The 19,537-nt window shown below is 42.3% G+C and carries 17 protein-coding genes; 15 read left to right on the top strand and 2 right to left on the bottom strand.

Annotated features, from left to right (window positions below; translation table 11 throughout):
• Genes ACRHOZ_RS05900 through ACRHOZ_RS05860 form a run of 9 tightly spaced genes read left to right on the top strand, consistent with a single transcriptional unit; the run spans window position 1 to window position 9,103 of the window.
• Window positions 1–2,229 carry a molybdopterin cofactor-binding domain-containing protein gene (locus ACRHOZ_RS05900; RefSeq protein ID WP_431123410.1) on the top strand — a complete coding sequence of 743 codons (2,229 nt, stop codon included), beginning with the start codon at window positions 1–3 and terminating at the stop codon, window positions 2,227–2,229.
• Window positions 2,230–2,233: 4 nt separating this feature from the next.
• On the top strand, window positions 2,234–2,488 hold the full coding sequence (locus ACRHOZ_RS05895) for a MoaD/ThiS family protein (RefSeq protein ID WP_138832906.1): 255 nt from the start codon (window positions 2,234–2,236) through the stop codon (window positions 2,486–2,488).
• A 45-nt stretch (window positions 2,489–2,533) separates the two neighbouring features.
• Window positions 2,534–3,520, top strand: coding sequence for a GTP 3',8-cyclase MoaA (moaA, locus tag ACRHOZ_RS05890; RefSeq protein ID WP_431123407.1), 987 nt, complete (start codon window positions 2,534–2,536; stop codon window positions 3,518–3,520).
• A 21-nt stretch (window positions 3,521–3,541) separates the two neighbouring features.
• Window positions 3,542–4,135 carry an NTP transferase domain-containing protein gene (locus ACRHOZ_RS05885; RefSeq protein WP_431123405.1) on the top strand — a complete coding sequence of 198 codons (594 nt, stop codon included), beginning with the start codon at window positions 3,542–3,544 and terminating at the stop codon, window positions 4,133–4,135.
• Between the two features lies 1 nt (window position 4,136).
• Window positions 4,137–5,210: a ThiF family adenylyltransferase gene (locus ACRHOZ_RS05880; RefSeq protein ID WP_431123403.1), complete on the top strand. Its 1,074-nt coding sequence runs from the start codon at window positions 4,137–4,139 to the stop codon at window positions 5,208–5,210.
• On the top strand, window positions 5,210–6,409 hold the full coding sequence (locus ACRHOZ_RS05875) for a molybdopterin molybdotransferase MoeA (protein WP_431123401.1): 1,200 nt from the start codon (window positions 5,210–5,212) through the stop codon (window positions 6,407–6,409). Before ACRHOZ_RS05880 ends, ACRHOZ_RS05875 begins: the two co-directional genes overlap by 1 nt.
• Window positions 6,406–7,416, top strand: a complete 1,011-nt coding sequence (locus tag ACRHOZ_RS05870) for an XdhC family protein (protein WP_431123399.1) — start codon at window positions 6,406–6,408, stop codon at window positions 7,414–7,416. Before ACRHOZ_RS05875 ends, ACRHOZ_RS05870 begins: the two co-directional genes overlap by 4 nt.
• Window positions 7,417–7,419: 3 nt before the next feature.
• Window positions 7,420–8,034 carry a nucleotidyltransferase family protein gene (locus ACRHOZ_RS05865; protein WP_431123396.1) on the top strand — a complete coding sequence of 205 codons (615 nt, stop codon included), beginning with the start codon at window positions 7,420–7,422 and terminating at the stop codon, window positions 8,032–8,034.
• Window positions 8,021–9,103, top strand: a complete 1,083-nt coding sequence (locus tag ACRHOZ_RS05860) for an amidohydrolase family protein (RefSeq protein ID WP_431123394.1) — start codon at window positions 8,021–8,023, stop codon at window positions 9,101–9,103. The genes ACRHOZ_RS05865 and ACRHOZ_RS05860 overlap by 14 nt, the downstream gene beginning before the upstream one ends.
• A gap of 2 nt (window positions 9,104–9,105) precedes the next feature.
• Here ACRHOZ_RS05860 and ACRHOZ_RS05855 read toward each other — a convergent pair whose 3' ends face one another.
• Window positions 9,106–9,249, bottom strand: a complete 144-nt coding sequence (locus ACRHOZ_RS05855; RefSeq protein ID WP_420399597.1) for a hypothetical protein — start codon at window positions 9,247–9,249, stop codon at window positions 9,106–9,108.
• A gap of 52 nt (window positions 9,250–9,301) precedes the next feature.
• Window positions 9,302–9,928, bottom strand: a complete 627-nt coding sequence (locus ACRHOZ_RS05850) for a GntR family transcriptional regulator (protein WP_431123392.1) — start codon at window positions 9,926–9,928, stop codon at window positions 9,302–9,304.
• A 268-nt stretch (window positions 9,929–10,196) separates the two neighbouring features.
• Here ACRHOZ_RS05850 and ACRHOZ_RS05845 point away from each other — a divergent pair, with 268 nt between their 5' ends.
• From ACRHOZ_RS05845 to ACRHOZ_RS05820, 6 genes are all read left to right on the top strand, one after another.
• On the top strand, window positions 10,197–12,470 hold the full coding sequence (locus ACRHOZ_RS05845) for a hypothetical protein (protein WP_431123389.1): 2,274 nt from the start codon (window positions 10,197–10,199) through the stop codon (window positions 12,468–12,470).
• Window positions 12,471–12,696: 226 nt separating this feature from the next.
• On the top strand, window positions 12,697–12,876 hold the full coding sequence (locus ACRHOZ_RS05840; RefSeq protein WP_431123387.1) for a hypothetical protein: 180 nt from the start codon (window positions 12,697–12,699) through the stop codon (window positions 12,874–12,876).
• 149 nt (window positions 12,877–13,025) lie between these two features.
• Window positions 13,026–14,603 carry an alpha,alpha-trehalase TreF gene (gene treF, locus ACRHOZ_RS05835; protein ID WP_431123385.1) on the top strand — a complete coding sequence of 526 codons (1,578 nt, stop codon included), beginning with the start codon at window positions 13,026–13,028 and terminating at the stop codon, window positions 14,601–14,603.
• 62 nt (window positions 14,604–14,665) lie between these two features.
• The gene (locus tag ACRHOZ_RS05830; RefSeq protein WP_431123383.1) at window positions 14,666–15,745 is read left to right on the top strand and encodes a DUF2652 domain-containing protein; all 1,080 of its coding nucleotides are present in this window, start codon (window positions 14,666–14,668) and stop codon (window positions 15,743–15,745) included.
• A gap of 34 nt (window positions 15,746–15,779) precedes the next feature.
• A complete protein-coding gene (locus ACRHOZ_RS05825) occupies window positions 15,780–16,196 on the top strand; it encodes a DUF3052 domain-containing protein (RefSeq protein WP_431123381.1) in 417 nt (138 codons plus the stop codon).
• Between the two features lie 83 nt (window positions 16,197–16,279).
• Window positions 16,280–19,531 (top strand): VPS10 domain-containing protein, encoded by a 3,252-nt coding sequence (locus ACRHOZ_RS05820; protein ID WP_431123379.1) that lies wholly within the window; start codon window positions 16,280–16,282, stop codon window positions 19,529–19,531.
• Window positions 19,532–19,537: the final 6 nt, after the last annotated feature.

The following is a 19,537-nucleotide window of genomic DNA, read 5'->3' as shown; positions in this document are numbered from 1 at the left end:
ATGTCATCAAATTCAACAATAACATTTAGTAGAAGGGCCTTTATGCGTACTTCCTCCTTGGCTGGGGGCGGAATGCTGATCGGCTTTAATCTTTTTCAGGCGTGTAAACCCAAGGCCGAACCGCCTGTGGATCTTTCACTTCTGAATTACAACGACTTTAACGCCTTTATCAAGATTGCAGATAATGGCGCGGTAACCATATATTCTCCAAACCCTGAAATTGGACAAGGCGTAAAGACCTCCATGCCCATGATCATAGCTGAAGAGCTGGATGTGTCCTGGAAGGATGTCTACGTGGAACAGGGCATATTGGATACTGAAAATTACCAGCGACAAGTAGCGGGTGGTAGCCAATCCATTCGTTTTGGTTGGGATGCACTTAGGCAAACCGGGGCAACGGCAAAACAAATGTTGGTCAATGCCGCAGCTGCACGATGGGGCGTGGATGCCGCCGAGTGCACCGTAAGTGAAGGTGTTATTGCCAACGCGGCCGGAGAAACTTTGGGATACGGGGATGTGGTCAACGAGGCTGCATTGCTGGAAGTCCCGGAAGAAGTGGCCTTAAAAGACCCTAAGGATTATAAAATCATGGGGAAAAGTGCCACCAACGTGGATATAGATAAGATCACAACCGGCAAACCGCTCTTTGGATTGGACTATAAAGCTGAGGGTATGGTTTATGCCGCTTTGGTTAGACCTCCTGCCTTTGGGAAAAAGTTGGTTTCCTATGACGACAGCAAAGCGAAAGGCATGCCAGGAGTGATTGATGTGGTCAAAATTGGTGAAAAGGTGAGAAACCTGTTGGCCGAAGACCCAGGTTTTGGAAGCAAGATTTCCTCAAGTGATAAAATAGCGGTGATAGCAGAGACAACTTGGCAAGCCTTTAAGGCCAAAGAAGCTATTGAAGCGGTTTGGGAGGATGATACTACGGTTGAAAGCACGGAGGATCACGATAAAAAACTTACCGCTCTCCTGGACGGAAACGAGTTCAATACCATGCGTTCCGATGGGGATGTAAAAAAGGCTTTTGCAGAGGCGGATGAGATTCTGGAACGTACCTATGAATCACCCTTCTTACCACACAACTGTCTGGAACCTATGAATTTCTATGCAGATGTAACGGATGAAAAAGTGCATCTGGTAGGGCCTATTCAAACCCCTGCTTGGAAAGCTGGTTTGGTTGCCAAAATGTTGGGAAGGGAAGAAAAAGACATCCTTCTGGAAATGACCCGTATGGGTGGCGGATTTGGTAGACGTTTGTTTGGGGATTTCGTTATTGAGGCTGCCGAAGTATCCGATGCCATAAGAAAACCGGTAAAAGTGGTATTCACCCGGGAAGATGATATGGGAATCGGAGTTTATAGACCTGCTATCAAATACCGAATCAAAGCAGGAATCAAAGATGGGAAAATCACAGCTTATCATCTAAAAGAAGCTGCTATCAATGATGGTATGTACGGATTGATTCCGAATTTCTTTCCGGCAGGTGCCATTGAAAATTACCAAGTGGATTCCGCGGCTTATGACAGTAACATTACCACCGGAGCTTGGAGAGCACCTTATACCAATTTCTTGGCATCGGCAGAGCAAAGCTTCTTTGATGAGCTTGCAGAACTAATGGAAGTGGACAAGATTCAGATGCGCTTGGATTTGTTGGACAAAGTAGATGCTGAAGCGGATGAACGCATCCAGTATTCTCCTGAACGAATGAAAGAGGTCATCAAGGTTGCTGTTGAAAAATCTGGTTGGGGTACCAAACCCAGTCATGTTTACCAAGGATTTGTGAATTACTATTGCCACAACTCCCATGTAGCGGAGGTGGCCGATGTAGAGATTGAAAATGGTGAACCCGTGGTCAAGAAAATAACTTGTGTTGTCGATTGCGGAATTGTGGTGAATCCGACAGGAGCAGCCAATCAAGCAGAAGGTGGTGTAATTGATGGGGTAGGGCATTCCATGTACGGTGATTTTACCTTTGATGGTGGAAAAGGACATGCCCAGAACTTTGATAAATACAGACTCATTAGAATGCGAGAGGTTCCTGAAGTGGAAACCCATTTCATCATGAATGAGCTTTCTCCAACAGGTTTGGGTGAACCAACTTTGCCACCAGCTGGAGGGGCTATTGCCAACGCATTCAAGGCAGCTACGGGCAATAGGCTATATCAACAACCATTCACCAAAAATCCAGAACTTTTAAAAGTACCTGAAAAGGAAGTAATAGGTTGATTTTATGACAATACTGTTGTTCGGGATAACCAAGGACATAGTGGGCAGCTCCACCTTGTCCGTTCCCACAGCTAGCGCTACAGGCAGAAAAATTCCAAAAACAGTCAAAGAGCTTAAAGAGTTCCTAGGGGAAACCTATCCGGAACTCAATAAGCTTTCTTCCTTGGCAGTTGCTGTAAACAATGCCTACGCCCAAGATGAAACATCCATAGACGCTTATGACGAAATTGCACTTATCCCGCCAGTTAGCGGAGGTTAACTGTGGGCAAAGTAGTATCTTGCACTTAGGTAGAGAAGCTGAACTATGCTGATAGACAATCACAACAGACAAATCAATTATTTAAGACTTGCGGTTACGGATCGGTGCAATCTCCGATGCAACTATTGCATGCCGTCAGAAGGAATTGATTTTGCGGAAAACAATAAGCTCCTTACAATCGATGAACTCATCCAAGTGAGCGAGGTTCTTATAGGGCAGGGGATAGATAAAATTCGGATTACGGGCGGTGAACCTTTTGTACGCAAAGATTTAATGCGCTTATTAAGGGCTTTGACCAAAATGTCCGGACTGAATGATATTTCGGTAACGACCAATGCTACGGTAATAGGCCCCCATATTGATGAGTTAAAAGAACTCGGGATTAGAAATATCAACGTGAGTCTGGATTCCATCAACAGGGAAACCTTTGAGCGGATTACACGTCGGAACCAGTTTGATACCGTCCACAACAACTTAATACGTTTGATTACCGAAGGATTTAATGTGAGAATCAACTTTATTGTGTTGGAGGGGCAGAACGAACAAGACATTATCCCCATTTTGGAGGTTATGAAACATCACAAGGTTTCGGTTAGGTTTTTGGAGGAAATGCCTTTTAATGGTGGCTCTAAAAACTTTGATGGTATCAAATGGGACCACAAAGCCATTTTGGAACATGTGGCTCATACTTATCCAAATTTTGAGAAGTTGGAATCCCCCAAAACGTCTACTTCGGTGAATTATAAAATCCCGGGGCATGCTGGAACATTTGGAATTATCCCTTCTTTTAGCCGTACATTCTGCGGGAGTTGTAATCGATTAAGGATAACGGCTACAGGAGATGTGATTACCTGTCTTTATGGGAAACCTAAAACAAATATCAGGGATATTATCCGAGGAGAAGCTGCTAAGGAAGGAGTTGAAAACGCCATCCTAAAAGCTGTGGGGTCACGAGCCAAAACGGGATTTGAAGCACAAAAAGAACATTCCCGAACCGTATTTGATAATTCCATGACCTCCATCGGCGGTTAATTCAAAAATCCAATTCAATTTATGTCAAAGGAAATCCCACAATTATATGGTTTGGTGCTTGCCGGTGGCAAGAGTACGCGTATGGGCTCTGATAAAGGCCTTATAAACTACCATGGTCGTCCGCAGCAGGAATATCTATACCATCTTTTGGAAGAAGTTTGTGCAGAAGTTTATCTGAGTATGAGGGATGAGCAACAGGCGTCCGTTTCAAATGAGTTTAATATTATTGTGGATCAAAATGAATATCGTGGGCCCTTTAATGGAATTTTAAGTGCCCATAAAGCACATCCCAATGTAGCTTGGATGGTCTTGGCGTGCGACCTTCCGCTTTTGGATTTGGAGTCCATAAAAGATTTGGCCGCGAAGCGAAATCCAGATATGTTGGCCACTTCATATGCTACTCAAGAAAGCGGTCTTCCAGAACCCTTGGTGACCATTTGGGAGCCTGAGGGGCTTAAAAAATCCATTGCACATTTGGAAAGTACCGAAGGCACCTGTCCCAGGAAATTTTTGATCAATTCAGATATACAATTGGTACATCCCAATCAGGATGAAGTATTATACAATGCCAATTCGTTATCCGATTACGAATTTGCCAAATCCAAATTGGGATAGCATGGATTTTAGGTACGACAGACAGACCCGTTTAAAAGGTTTTGGCCCTAATGGCCAGGACAAGCTTACCAAGGCCAAGGTTTTGGTCATTGGTTTGGGTGGATTGGGGCTACCTGTAGTACAATATCTAAATGCAATGGGGGTGGGAACCCTGGGTCTAATGGATCAAGACGTTGTGGAACTGCATAATCTTCAACGGCAAATATTATATACGGAAAAAGATTTGGGACAATCCAAATTGGAGGTGGCCCATGACAAATTGCAAGCACAGAATTCGCAAACCATTTTCGAGCTTTACGATACGCTTTTGACGAAGGAAAATGCGCTTGGGATTATATCGGAATACGATGTGGTGGTAGACGCTACGGATAACTTCCCAACACGCTATCTTATCAATGATGCCTGTGTTATTTTGAATAAGCCTTTTGTTTATGGGGCTTTACATGGTTTTGAAGGACATGTGAGCATGTTCAATTATAAAGAAGGTCCCACGTACCGCTGCTTATATCCCAATATGCCAACCGCCGAAGAAGTACCTGATTGTAATGACAATGGGGTTTTGGGGGTGATTCCAGGGGTAATAGGAACGCTCCAAGCCTTGGAAGCTGTTAAGTTGATAGCTGGTATAGGAGAAGTATTATCAGGAAAGTTGCTGATATACGATGGCTTAAGCCAGCAAATGAGCAAATTCAACTTTAAGACGAATCCCGTCAACAAAGAAATCAAAGCGCTCCAAGAGTTTTATGAAACACCTGATTGTGAAGTAATTCCCGAAATCTCAGCGGATGCGTATCGGAAGCTCCGAGGCTTGAAAACAGAACATGTATTGATTGATGTTAGAACGGTTGCCGAATTTGAAGCCAACCATTTATCCAAAGCCATAAACATCCCATTAAACCAACTGGATTCAAAGCAGTTTGATTTCATCGTGAATGATACAATCTATGTCATTTGTCAGTCTGGGAAACGAAGTGCCCAAGCCGTAAAACAACTGCAATCTAATTATCCTGACATTCAGTTTTATTCTGTTTTGGGCGGGATGAACCAAATGATGGCATTAAGCCACAATTCATAATGATTTCACACGAAAATGCGTTACAAGAGGTACTGAATCTTTCCTCTAATTTTGGTACCGAGGAGGTTGGTCTTTCGGATTCACTAGGAAGAATTTTGGCAGAGCCAATCTACGCAGATAGAGATTTCCCTCCGTTTGATAGAGCAACCAAGGATGGTATTGCCATAAATTTTACTGGAATTAAGTCAACAAACCAGAACTTCCCGATTTCTGGAATGGCGCAGGCTGGGAGTCCCCAACAACAACTTTTGGATACCTCACATTGTATTGAGGTTATGACTGGGGCCATGGTTCCCAAAAATGCGGATACCGTGATCATGTACGAGCACCTTGAAGAGAAGCATAACGGTTTTTCACTTCGTGAATCGGTCAAAAAAGGACAGAACATTCATTATAAGGCAAGCGATGTGGCCCAAGGAGAGGTGCTGCTTCCGGAAGGAATCCAGATAAACGAAGCAGAGATAGGTGTTTTGGCATCGGTGGGAAAGTCTAAAATCAAGGTTAAAAAATTACCCAAAATCGCCGTTATTTCTACAGGGAATGAGTTGGTTGATGTGGAGGAGAAGCCTGCGCCTCATCAAATCCGAAAGTCAAATGTGCATACCCTTCAAGCTTTGCTTAAAAGGTTACAAATTCCATCAGATTGCTTCCACTTTATTGATAATCCATCCATCCTGAAAGATAAATTGGGAGAAATCTTAAAAAATTATGACGTGATGTTGTTGAGTGGAGGAGTGTCCAAGGGCAAATTTGATTTCTTGCCCCAAACTTTTGATGCTTTGGGAGTGAAAAAAGTATTTCACAAGGTTCGTCAACGCCCAGGTAAACCTTTTTGGTTTGGACAACATAAAAAGTCCAACACGACCATTTTTTCCTTTCCTGGAAACCCTGTTTCCACTTTTGTAAGCTATCATGTATATTTTAAACCTTGGCTTAACAAAACTTTGGGAATGGCTTCCGCCCAATTTGATGTATTTTTAAAAGAACCAACGGAAAACACCACGGATCTTACCCTTTTTATTGGAGTTAGGGTAGATTGGGTCAACGGAAAACTGATGGCCACAAGAATCTCCACCACAGGTTCTGGAGATTTGATGGCGCTCTCCAAAGCAGATGGGTTTATTAACCTAAAGCCACAAGAAAAGGTAGAAGAAGAGCAATTGGTTCCGTTTATTCCAGCAAGAAACATGGTTTCATGACGCACGAGCTAAAGCACATCGTACAAGAATTCGAAGAAAAAAAGAAACTGGGAAGAAAATCGGTTTTGGCCACCGTCGTCGCATTGGACGGTTCATCGTACCGCAGACCGGGGGTTCGAATGCTGATCTTTGATAATGGAGATATGGTAGGGGCCGTAAGTGGCGGATGTGTGGAAAAAGAAGTTTTGAGACAGGCGGAATCTGTATTTGCCACCGCCCTTAGCAAAGTCATGGTTTACGATGGGAGGTACAGGTTGGGTTGCGAAGGCATTCTTTATATCCTTTTGGAAGAATTTAACCCTGACGCTGCGTTCCTTGACCAGTTTTGGGACACCATCAAAACACGTCAAAGCTTTTCCATCAGTTCGTATTTTAAAAAAGAGCCAGGCGAAAATCCAGATTACGGTACGTTGTTTCACTTCCAGAATGGTTCAAATCCAATAAATAATTCGGAAGTTTCAGATAGTAAAGGTCTACTGCAATTTGAACAGGAGATGCACCCATGTTTTCAACTGGTGATTATTGGAGCCGAACATGATGCCGTGCAATTGTGCAAATATGCCACCACCACAGGCTGGGAGGTCACGGTTGTGGCTAATCCTAGGGAAGAAAAATCCGAAAAAGATTTTCCAGGCATTAAACAATTGATAAGTGTGGAACCAGAACGCTATCAACCTACTTTGGACAATCAAACCGCTGTGGTTGTTATGACCCATAGCTATGTTAAGGATTTACAGTTCTTGATGGCCCTAAGGGAGCAAAAGGGAATATACATTGGTCTTTTGGGTCCATTTAGAAGAAGGGAAAAACTCTTTGATGAGCTTATGGAGCGTTGTCCAGATGTTTCTGAGGAATTTTTGGAAAGTGTCCATGGTCCAGCTGGAATTGATATTGGTGCGGAAACCCCGCAGGAGATTGCCATTTCAGTGGTTTCGGAGATTCTCACCGTGGTAAGGGGGAAGGAACCTACATTATTGAAGCATAAAATGGGTCGGATTCACACTTAGGTCATGACCAAAGAAATTTCAACGATTATTTTGGCTGCTGGGGCATCTACTCGTATGCAAGGAACTGTTAAACAGCTCTTAGCTTGGGGGAAGACCACCTTATTGGGGAATGCCATTGAACAGGCCAAACCTGTTTCTTCGCAAGTTTATGTGGTTTTGGGGGCTAACGCCAAGCACATATCGGAATCCATGGAGATAAAGGCAAATGTTGTCCATAACCCTGATTGGAAAACAGGAATGGGAAGTTCTATTGCTATTGGTATAAATGAGGTAATGAGATCTGCTGAAATTGCACAGGGAGTTTTGATTATGCTTGCAGACCAGCCATTAATAGATTCTTCTTTTTTGACCGAGCTTAAAACGAATTTTTTAGACACTTCTAGTAAAATTGTTGCCACCGAATATGAAAACGGACTTGGGGTTCCCGCAATTTTTCATTTTTCGCTGTTTGAAGAGTTGTCTGGATTAGATCAAAAATTTGGAGCTAGAAAGATGATTTCCAAATACAAAAATGATTGTATATCCATTCCGTCCATGGATAAAGCTCTTGATGTGGACACAATTAATGATTATAGTTATATAACTGAAAAACAAAAGGTTAATAATGAAAATATATAGTTCTACTTTAATCTTTTTTGTCTTATTTGGAACTGTTGCTGGTCAAGAAATGGGTTTTGAGGAATACAACCCAAAATCAACCTTGGTCGTACCGGAAAATCCTGTGAAGAGGGCAAAATTCACTTTTATTGACGTACATAGCCATCAGTTTAATATGGAATCCCAGGATTTGTCCGAATTGATCAGCGATATGGATCAGATGAACATGGGGGTGATGGTGAATCTGAGTGGGGGTTCGGGAGTTGGGCTAAGGGCAAAACTCAAAAATGTGAATGAAAATTATCCCAACCGATTTGTTGTTTTTGCCAACGTAGACTTTAGTGGAGTAGGCACCACCAACTGGGGAGAACTGGCCGCGGCCCAATTGGAATTGGATGTTAAAAGTGGTGCAAAAGGCCTTAAAATCTATAAAAGTCTAGGATTAAGATACAAGGATAACGAGGGCAATCGGGTGGCCATAGATGACCCAAGATTAGATCCCGTCTGGGAAAAGTGCGCTGAATTGGGAATCCCTGTTTTGATTCATGCCGCAGACCCAAAATCGTTCTGGGATCCTATGGATAGCAGTAACGAGAGATGGTTGGAACTGAAAACCAGACCTAGAAGAAAGCGTTCAGCGACCAACCCCGCTCCTTGGCAACAAATTATTGATGAGCAGCATAGGATGTTTAAAAAACACCCCAAAACCAAATTCATCAATGCCCACATGGGATGGTATGCCAATAATTTGGGTAGGTTAGGTGAGTTGATGGACGAAATGCCCAATATGTACGTGGGCATTGGTGCGATTATAGCCGAACTAGGACGTCAACCCAGGCAGGCCAAACAATTTTTCATTAAATACCAGGACAGGATTTTATTTGGAAAGGACAGCTGGAAACCGGAGGAGTTCCCAACATACTTTAGGGTTTTGGAAACGGCGGATGAGTACTTTCCCTACTATAAAAAATACCATGCATTCTGGGCTATGTATGGCTTAGACTTACCAAACGAAGTCCTGAAAAAGGTGTACTATAAAAATGCGGTGAGCTTGATTCCCGGGGTGGATACTTCCTTGTTCGAGGATTAAATCTACTTGGATTTCTGGGTTTGCTCGCTTTCCAATTCTTGCTTTCCCAAGTCTTGGAAAATACCGCAAGAAATCTGCTTTTTGATCAATGAATTGGCTGTCTTACGTTTGACCAGGGATTCAATTTCCTTATTTAAGAATTGCATAAGTGAGACTTTTATGGATTAACGCCGTTGTATTGCTTTTAGTATTTAAAAGTCACGCAGTCAACTGTTTCTCCACGTATTCCAGCACCACCATCCAGTTCATTTTAAGGATTAAGGCCGCCGTTGGAACGTTATTTTCTGCAATGGCATGAATTATTGCTTCATTTTGATTGTCCACATTTTCATAAAAACTGGCATCATTACCATATCCTTGCTCGTAAAATAACAAACGGGTTTTCAAATCCTCGAGAATTTGCAGCAATACAGTGTTAGTACAATTTCTAACTAAAATATGATGGAAATCAAACCTGGCCTCTAATCTTTTAAAAGGAGTATGGGATTGCTGAAGCCTGATTTGCTGCCTCCTCAACGCCTCAATATCCGAATCGGTATATTGTGACCCTTCCACAGCCATAATTTCCAATTGTGCAACCGTCTCATAGATATTCTTTGCCTCCTGCCTACTGAGTTGGGTCACTACAAAACCCCTGTTGGGAACAGCACAAATGACCCTGGACTGCTCCAGCTGGCTTAATGCTTCTCGAATTGGAGTTACACTTACTCCTAATTGACGCGATAATAGGGCAAGATTAATGGTTCTACCTACTTGGAGCTTTCCGTTTTGGATTTGATTGAGCAAATGGGATTTTACCTGGTTTCTAAGTATCAAAGTTTGCATATCGCTAAATATACAGAATCGTATACGATTTTTACCTGAACATCGGTAAAGCACAATAAAACAAAGGCAAGGGACCAATCCGTTAGTAAAAAACACATATATTGAATGCTACTTAGCATCAGTAAGGTTTTATTTGGAATGTTTAAAGGTGCCAAGCGCCTCTTGCTTAATTTTCTGACAATTTTATTTAATTTGAGCAATATATACGGAAGTCTTGATGAAACTCCTTTTTTCCCTAGTATGCATAATTGCACTTCCAACAGTCTTAATGGCTCAAAGTACTTTTGAGACCAATATCCTTACCCCTTTAAAAAATCAGCAGCCCTATTTTGAAAAAATCTATGTCCATACCAATAAGGAAATCTATCCCAAAACAGATATAGTCTGGTTTAAAGTATATGTGGCAACCAAAACCAACATGCCCGCCTTGACCACTACGTTGGTTTACGTAGATTTATTTGATTCAGATGGCAATTTAATCGAGACAAACAATGTTTTGATCAATAAAGGTGTCGGCGTTGGACAATTCTTTTTAAGCGAAGACTTGCCCGGAAAAGATGTATACCTCCAAGCGTATACCAACTACATGAAGAATTTTGGTGAGGAAAACGTGTATCATCATCGGCTTGATCTGCTGGATAAGACCTATAGGAGAGAAGGTTTGTCAAACACACTCTATGATGTCCAATTTTTTCCAGAAGGCGGGAACTTCTTAGAGGGAGTTGAAAATACTATGGGTATTAAGGCTTTGGTGAATGGTGAGCATACCGGTTTTGAAGGATATGTGGTCAATTCCAATAGAGAAAAAATTGTCAGTTTTTCTGAAGAACATTTGGGAATGGCCAAATGCAGTTTTGGTTATGCGGAAGGCGAACATTACGAAGCCGTTATTCAAATTAGGGATACCGTTATACGAAAAGCACTACCAAAGGCTAAAAGAACAGGTTTTGCCTTATCCATCTCAAATAGAACCCAGGATAGCGTCATGATTCAGCTGCTGACCAATGAAAATACCCTAAGGTCTTTTGAAGGAAACTATTCCCTTTTGTTACATCAAAAAAACCAGCTGATAGATTATTTGTCAATTGATTCCATTAAATCAAACAAGATTGAAATTATAGCCGAAAAAAAGCTCTTTCAAAATGGTGTCAATTCGGTTACCATTTTTAAAGGGGACACACCAGTTCTAGGAAGAAAGTTCTTTGTTGAAAGACCTGATAGCCCTAGGTCCAATATTGGGCTTCAACCCATAAAAAAGGAGCAAGATTCCATTTTGTACGAACTGACTACCTTGGATAGGGTTACAAAACATCCCATACGCACCAATCTTAGTGTTTCGGTACTTTCCGTTAATGATGACTACGCATACATCAATAGGGCAAGTATGGTTGGGGCATATTTGCTGTTACCCTACATCCGCGGACATGTTGACAAACCATTCTATTATTTCAACGAAAACAACAAGAAAAGATTGGAGCACTTAGACCTCCTACTTTTGACCCAAGGCTGGGTGCAGTATCAACAGATAATCCAAGAACTTCACCCGAAGGTCACAAACGACTTTGAACTTGGTTTTCATTTAAAAGGAAAAGTAGGTCCAATAGCATCGGACAGTCTGGTATTGTTGTCCAATAAAGATGAGATTATTGATAAAATATCGCTTCAAGGAAAAAAGGAGTTTGACTTTAAAAAACTACTCATTTATAAAGGGGACAGTATTAAAATAGCATTCTTAGAAAATGGTTCAGAGGCCATTAAGCCACAAACTTTGTTCGTGGATACCGTCACTCGCATCTCACTTCCGCTAAAATGGCATGCATTACGAAAACCGCATGTTCCTGCCTTGGAGAGCGAGGCTTTTTCTGATTTTTTTGACGAATTGGACAATGACAACATAACTCGTTTGGATGAAGTCGAGGTGAGCACAAAACAATTGAGCAAAAGACGTCTGGAGCGCAAAAGATTAATTAAAAAATACAAACCCCTGGTCTCCCATATTGGGTTGTACTACAATATGGACATTTCAGATACCTATCGTTCCAAAAACTATAACATATTTCAATTTTTAAATAGGGATGGAGTGGTGTTGAACACTTGGAATGGTGAGGAATGGTATTTAACTGCTGGCGGCAACGAGGCTCAATTGGTTGTTGATGGAAAACCGGCCAGGTCTGATGACCTGCGCCACCTGAATTTGCGTATGACCGATGTTGAAAATGTGTTTGTTGCGTCCGTTAGAGGACATAGATCCTACCAAGTTTTCACTACGGACAACTATAAAAAGGGAATCGAAGAATTGTTTCAAGGGCATGTTGTTAAAAAAGGGTATGACAAATCCATAAAGTACTATACCCCCTTATATGAATTCGATAGGCAGCCCTTACCCATTAAGGAAATAGATTGGAAGCCTAAACTTGTTTCAGGCAAGAAGGGTAGGGTAACGTTCAAAATTTCCAACAACTCTTTGCCCAATCCAATGTTTCTGATACGGGGGTTCTCCGTGGAAGGGCATATTATTGAGGAAACAATTTCAATGGATTAGTGTACCTCCACGATGGATTAAGATAGAGGCAAGAATCCAGGGTTATATTTTTCTCACTTAAAGTTCTTCATTCTAGACTTGGCTTAACTAGTGGGGTTAAATCGGGTGTTTTAAGTCTCCTTAGGTTGTATACAGCGAATTATACAGAATCGTATACGATTTACACATAAACATGCGTCAGCAGCTTTAAAAATGCTACATTAGGTAAAAATGAAAATGATTAGTCATGAAAAATGCAATCAAATACCCGCTCTTTTTAATGCTGTTCGGAGTGATGCTTTTGATGGCCTGCAGTAGTAGTAAATCTGATGATTACGAACCTCCCAGGGATGAGGAGGAAGCTAGGGCCCAGATGGTCGCCGACAGTTTGAGCGCAGTTCAAAATTCTAGTGGGGTCAACAATTGATTCAGTAACTACCACACCCACGTTCCAAATGTCTCTCTCCTCGGAACTGTAGTTGTCTTGAATGAAGAATCACACCACGGGGTTCAGAAAATGGGATTAATTCCCTAATTTTCTGAACCTTTTTGTTTTTCAATACAATTCCCTTTCCAATGAAACTACGATTTATCCCATTTGCGCTTCTTTGTTTGCTTATCATTTGCTGTAAGCGGCAAGATTCCGTTAAACCCGAAAGTTTATATCAAACAGAGCTATTCAAGGATGTCCAGCTTTCTGGATTGTTCAAGGACTCCAAAACCTTTGTGGACCTTGTTCCAAAAAAGCACTTTTTAGAACTGGAAACGGAGTACCTTCTTGCCAAACAGGAGGAGGGCTTTGATTTGTCCGCTTTTGTTGAAAATCACTTTGAGGACCAATCCATGAAAGCTTTGGAATTTGAGACAGATACCACCAAAACCATGTATGAACACATTGCATTGATGTGGGATAAGCTGACGCGAGGACCAGATGCTGTTGTGCCCCATGGTTCAAGGATATCACTACCCTACAAGTATGTTGTACCAGGAGGGAGATTTCAGGAAATCTACTATTGGGATAGTTATTTTACGTTGGAAGGGCTTTTAGTTGCTGGCAGGGATGATTTGGCCACCAATATGGTGGATAACTTTAGTTTTTTGATTGATTCCATTGGTTTTATACCAAATGGTACACGGAATTATTATAGAACAAGGTCGCAGCCTCCTTTTTATGCACTAATGGTGGGAGCTATAGCTCGAAAGGATCAAGAGATAATGGTAAAGTACTTGCCCCAACTAATTAAAGAATATGAGTTTTGGATGCACGGATCCGCCAATGGAATGAATGAGGACCCTATCGAACATGTGGTTCCCATGGGACAATCCAGCTTTTTGAATCGCTACTGGGACAAGGGAACAAGCCCTAGACCGGAAGCTTACAAGGAAGACCTGCATTTGGCCAGTGAATTGCCAACAGATTCATCCAAACAAGCTTTATACAAGAACTTAAGGTCGGCAGCAGCTTCTGGATGGGACTTTAGTTCTCGTTGGTACGGTGAAAAAGGGAAATTTGAAACGACCGAAACCACCGCCATCTTACCCATTGACCTGAATTGTCTATTGTATTATTTGGAGCAACTTATTGCAACTGGAGCAAATCTTGACGGGAAGCCCGAACTGGCAGAAAAATATAATCAGCTAGCTGAAAAAAGAAGCGCATTGATTCAGGAATACCTTTGGAATCAGGAAGAGGGATTCTATCTGGACTACAATTTTGAAAAGGAGGGCAGCACACCCAACCCTACTTTGGCAGCCATGTTTCCACTTTATTTTGAAATAGCTACACAAGAACAGGCAAACCTGGTCAAGGAAGTTATCATGACCCAATTTTTAAAGGATGGTGGTTTGTTAACTACCTTGGAGCATTCGGGACAACAATGGGACGCCCCTAATGGCTGGGCACCTCTACAGTGGATTGCGGTTAAAGGCCTGTTGAATTATGGTTTTAAAGAAGAAGCTATCGAAATCATACGTAGGTGGCTGGCGCTCAACGAAAAGGTGTATAGGAATACAGGTAAAATGATGGAGAAGTACAATGTGGAGGATTTAAGCCTGTTATCAGGGGGAGGGGAGTATGAGACTCAAGATGGCTTTGGCTGGACCAATGGGGTGGCGCTTGGCTTCAAGCAACTATTGACAGAGTTGGTGGAGTAAACCGTTTGACGTAAGTTTCTATTTCCAGACCAGACTATTTAGTGTAACATTCAATCAAAAACATGTCCAAATCCCTTTTGTTCATTCCAGATATCTCTGGATACACCAAGTTTATCCGGACTACCGAGATAGAACATAGCCAACATGTAATATCGGAATTATTGGAAGTGCTGGTGAATGCCAACACCCAAGATTTAAAACTGGCAGAAATCGAGGGTGATGCCCTTTTCTTTTATAAGGAGAATGAAGTGCCTTCCCAAGAAAATCTGCTGGCACAAATAGAGTCCATGTTTACGGCTTTTTATAGCCACCTAAAGATGTTGGAGAAAAATAGGGTTTGCCCTTGCAACGCTTGCGCCACGGCTCCCAATCTACAGCTCAAGATCATTGCCCACAGTGGACATCTACAGCATATTGAAGTACAGGGTACCCGAAAACCCTTTGGAGAACAAGTCATTGAAGCCCATAGATTACTAAAAAATTCTGTGGACAGTGATAACTATGCGCTGATAAGTCGGAAATTGGCGCTGGACATCATGTTGTCCCCATATTATTCCAGCAAGATGTTCAGGTTTAGACAAGGCTCTGACGTCTATGACGAGAAAGAAGTGGAATATATCTATTCCTTGATCGATCCCCAGGAGTTGAAACTACGAAGTTTCGTCCAACCCAAATTGCTAAAATTTGATGAACCTCCCCAAGTTGTAGTGGAACAGGATTTCCCGGTTCCGGCAGAAGAAGTCATGGAAAACATTACGAATTATGCGCTTCGGCACAACTGGCAGCAAGGGGTGGATAAATTGGAATACAACGAACATGAGGTTACCAGACTGGGAAGTGAACATACCTGTGTGATCAACGGTAAACATCTGGATTTTATAACCATTTCCAAGGAGACCGATCCCGGAAATTTGATCTATGGCGAACTGACGCATAATCATCCTCTGTTTGATGACTTTTATCAATTCTATATTTTTTCACCAAACCCAGATGGATCCAGCCACTTAAAAGTTGAGTTCTATTGGGAATCAAAGTCCCTGATAAAAAGAATTTTAGGATTCTTTCTAGGCAAAAAGGCAGTTGAAAAAAGTGCTAGGGGAGCAATCAACAACCTTTTTCAATTTATGCGGGCAAAGGATTGACAACTTTGTTTTAACTTGGTGAAAAACGAACATTTTGAAAACAACTTCAGGGTATTCAGGAACCCCTCTGGCCAAGAAATTGGGGATAAAGGAAGGATTTGCCATCCTGCTCGTCAATCAACCCGAGTATTATTTGGATTTATTTTCTGATTTACCTTCTGGAATTTCGTTTAAGGAACAGGCCCCGTCAGAATCAGTTGATTTCATTCATATATTCTGTACAACCAGGTCAGAGCTTGAAGAAGCCGTTGAAACCTACAAACCTGCTCTAAAAAAAACTGGCTTGTTATGGGTGAGTTGGCCCAAGGGAAGTTCCAAAATAACAACAGATCTTAAACGAGACCCGATAAGGGAACATCTTTTGGCTATAGGTTTGGTGGACACCAAAGTAGCGGCTGTGGACGAGGATTGGAGCGGCTTAAAATTTGTTTATCGAATAAAGGATAGATAAACTCATTTTTTCACATTTTTTTTAGATTTAAGGCTGATGTATTTACTTATCTTTCAGCGACTAATTCAATCTAATTTTTTAAAATGAAACACCGCTTGAGAATTTATTCAGCAATCCTATCTCTTTTTGTTTTTTCCCTTCACTTAACCGCCCAAAAACCAGATTCAACAACCTTTAAAGGACTCGAATTCAGAAGTCTGGGTCCAGCCCTTACTTCGGGTCGAATTGCAGACATTGCCATCCATCCAAAAAATGAAAGTGTTTGGTATGTGGCCGTTGGTTCAGGTGGAGTATGGAAAACCATCAATAATGGAACTACATGGAATCCGATTTTTGACAAACAGGCCAGCTATTCCATTGGCTGTGTTACTATTGATCCAAACAACCCAAGCACCATTTGGGTAGGTACAGGAGAAAATGTTGGAGGTAGACATGTTGGTTTTGGAGACGGTATTTATGTGAGTCATGATGAAGGAAAGACATGGAAAAACATGGGCCTGAAATCTTCCGAGCATCTTTCAAAAATAATTGTCCATCCAGAGAACTCTGACGTTATTATGGTCGCATCCCAGGGGCCACTTTGGAGCAAGGGCGGACAACGTGGATTCTATAAGTCCACGGATGGTGGAAAGACGTGGCGTAAAACATTGGGTAACAATGAGTGGACTGGTGTTACGGATATTGCCATGGACCCTACCAACCCGGATGTAATTTATGCAGCCACTTGGGACAGACACAGAACGGTTGCCGCGCTTATGGGCGGTGGACCTGGTTCCGGACTTCATAAAAGTACGGACGGAGGTGAGACTTGGACCAAATTGAGCAACGGACTTCCCAAATCCAATATGGGCAAAATTGGTCTTGCACTATCACCTTTTGATAACGAAACCTTATATGCTGCCATTGAGTTGGATAGAAGAAAAGGAGGGGTTTACATTTCCAAAAATGGGGGAGCTTCATGGACAAAGCAATCGGATGCGGTATCTGGAGCCACGGGGCCTCACTACTACCAAGAGCTGTACGCATCTCCCCATCATGAGGGAAAATTGTTTCTGATGAACAACGTGGTGCAAGTGTCGGATGATCACGGAAAGACCTTTACATCCATGAACGAGGAGAAAAAGCACGTGGACAGTCATGCCATGGCTTTTAAGAAATCCGATCCAAACTATGTTCTCTTTGGAACAGATGGTGGATTATATGAATCCTACGACTTAACAAAAACCTGGAGGTATTTTGGAAATCTGCCTTTGACCCAGTACTATAAGGTAGCAGTGGATGATTCTGCTCCTTTTTACAATATCTATGGTGGAACACAGGACAATGGCTCCCATGGAGGACCATCCAGAACCGCAAGCAGTGAGGGAATCTTAAATTCCGACTGGTGGATTACGTTGGGTGCTGACGGACATCAGTCTGCTACCGAACCTGGAAATCCAGATATCACTTACGGTGAATTCCAGCAGGGTTGGCTGTGGCGAATAGATCAAACCACGGGAGAAACGGTGTTCATTCAACCACAACCTGCAGCTGGGGAACCACATGAAAGATTTAATTGGGATGCGCCTATTTTGGTTAGTCCACACAAACCAACTCGCTTGTATTTTGCGTCATACCGTGTTTGGAAATCCGAAAATAGGGGAGATGAATGGACTGCCATTTCAGGCGATTTGACAAGAAATGAGGAGCGCTTGAACTTACCCATCATGGGACGTCAGCAAAGCTGGGACAACTCATGGGATGTATTGGCCATGTCCAATTACAACACGATAACTTCCCTTGCTGAGTCGCCAATTCAAGAGGGTTTGATCTATGCCGGAACGGACGATGGAATTCTTCAGGTTACAGAGAATGGGGGCACTAGCTGGAGAAGAATAAACCTAGGCACCATTAAAGGAGTGCCTTCCAGAGCTTTTGTAAACGACGTTAGAGCTGATCTATATGACGCTAATACGGTCTATTTGGTATTGGACAATCACAAGGAAGGTGATTTCAAACCTTACATCCTAAAAAGTACGGACAAAGGAAACAGCTGGACCTTCATCAATGGAAACCTTCCAAATCGATTGGTTACTTGGAGGATTGTACAAGATCACAAGAAAAAAAGCCTCTTGTTTGCTGCAACTGAGTTCGGAATTTATTTCACCAATAACGGTGGTTCAAGCTGGATGCAGTTGGACGGTGGATTACCCACCATTTCCTTTAGGGATTTAACCATTCAAAGAAGGGAAGATGACTTGGTTTGCGCTTCCTTTGGACGTGGATTCTATGTATTGGACGACATCTCGGCCTTAAGGGACTTTGACACTTCCAAAATGGGAGAGGCTACCCTTTACAAAGTAAAACCGGCTTATTGGTACATCGAAAAAGATGGAGTTTACGGTCAGGGTAATACGAAATATGTGGCAAAAAATCCACCTTACGGAGCGGTCTTTACTTATTTCCTTCCAGAAAAACTGAAAACTCTGAAGGATGCAAGGGCCAAGCGTGAGAAAGCATTGAACAAGCAGAAGTCAAGTATTGCTTTCCCTGGTTGGGAGGCCTTGGATAAAGAAAACAATCAGGAAAAACCTGAGTTGGTGCTTTTGGTAAGGAATGCTGCAGGAAATGTGGTCAATTCGGTAAAGGGAACAAATAAAAAAGGATTCAACAGAGTATCCTGGGATTTAAAATATGCAGATAGAACCGGCATCAAACTTGAAAAGCCCAAAGGTGGTGATGACGACTTTTTAGGTTCGCCGTATACGGCAACTCCTGGGAATTATTCGGTTACGCTATACCAGCGGGTCAATGGTGAGTTAAAAGAGCTTTCCGCGCCTCAAAATTTTGAGGTGAAACCGCTTAGAAAAGGAGCGTTACCTGCGAAACCTACCAGCGAGATTGATGCCTTTAGGGAGCAGTTCCAAGCTTTTCAGCAGAATATGACCGCAACGAATACCAATTTGGATAGAAGCATTGCCAAGGTAGATGCTATGAAGCGCGCCTTTGATCAAGCCTCAAACCCAACCGTGGCATTGTCCTCCAAAATTTATGATGTTAGATCTCAATTGCAGGCCATCAAGAAAACAATGACTGGAAGCCCATCCAGAAATGAGGTAGGTGAGAAGAACCCGCCTTCACCCGGAGATGGAGCATTTATTGGGCAGGTAGCATTGGGTAACACGTATGGGCCTACCGGTAACCACAAAGCTGCATTGCAAAGGGCTAGTAAGCAGTTAAGCGATGTTAAAAAGGAGCTTAATGCCCTTATAAAAAGTACCATTCCGTCCATTGAAGCAGAGCTGAAAGCTGCTGGCGCCCCATGGATTGAAGGGCAAGGCCTAATTGAGGATTGATTCCAA

This window comes from Flagellimonas flava (assembly GCF_050617915.1).
Lineage (GTDB): Bacteria > Bacteroidota > Bacteroidia > Flavobacteriales > Flavobacteriaceae > Flagellimonas > Flagellimonas flava_A.
The sequence above is the reverse complement of the archived record's forward strand: the minus strand, read 5'-3'. Positions and strand labels throughout refer to the sequence as shown.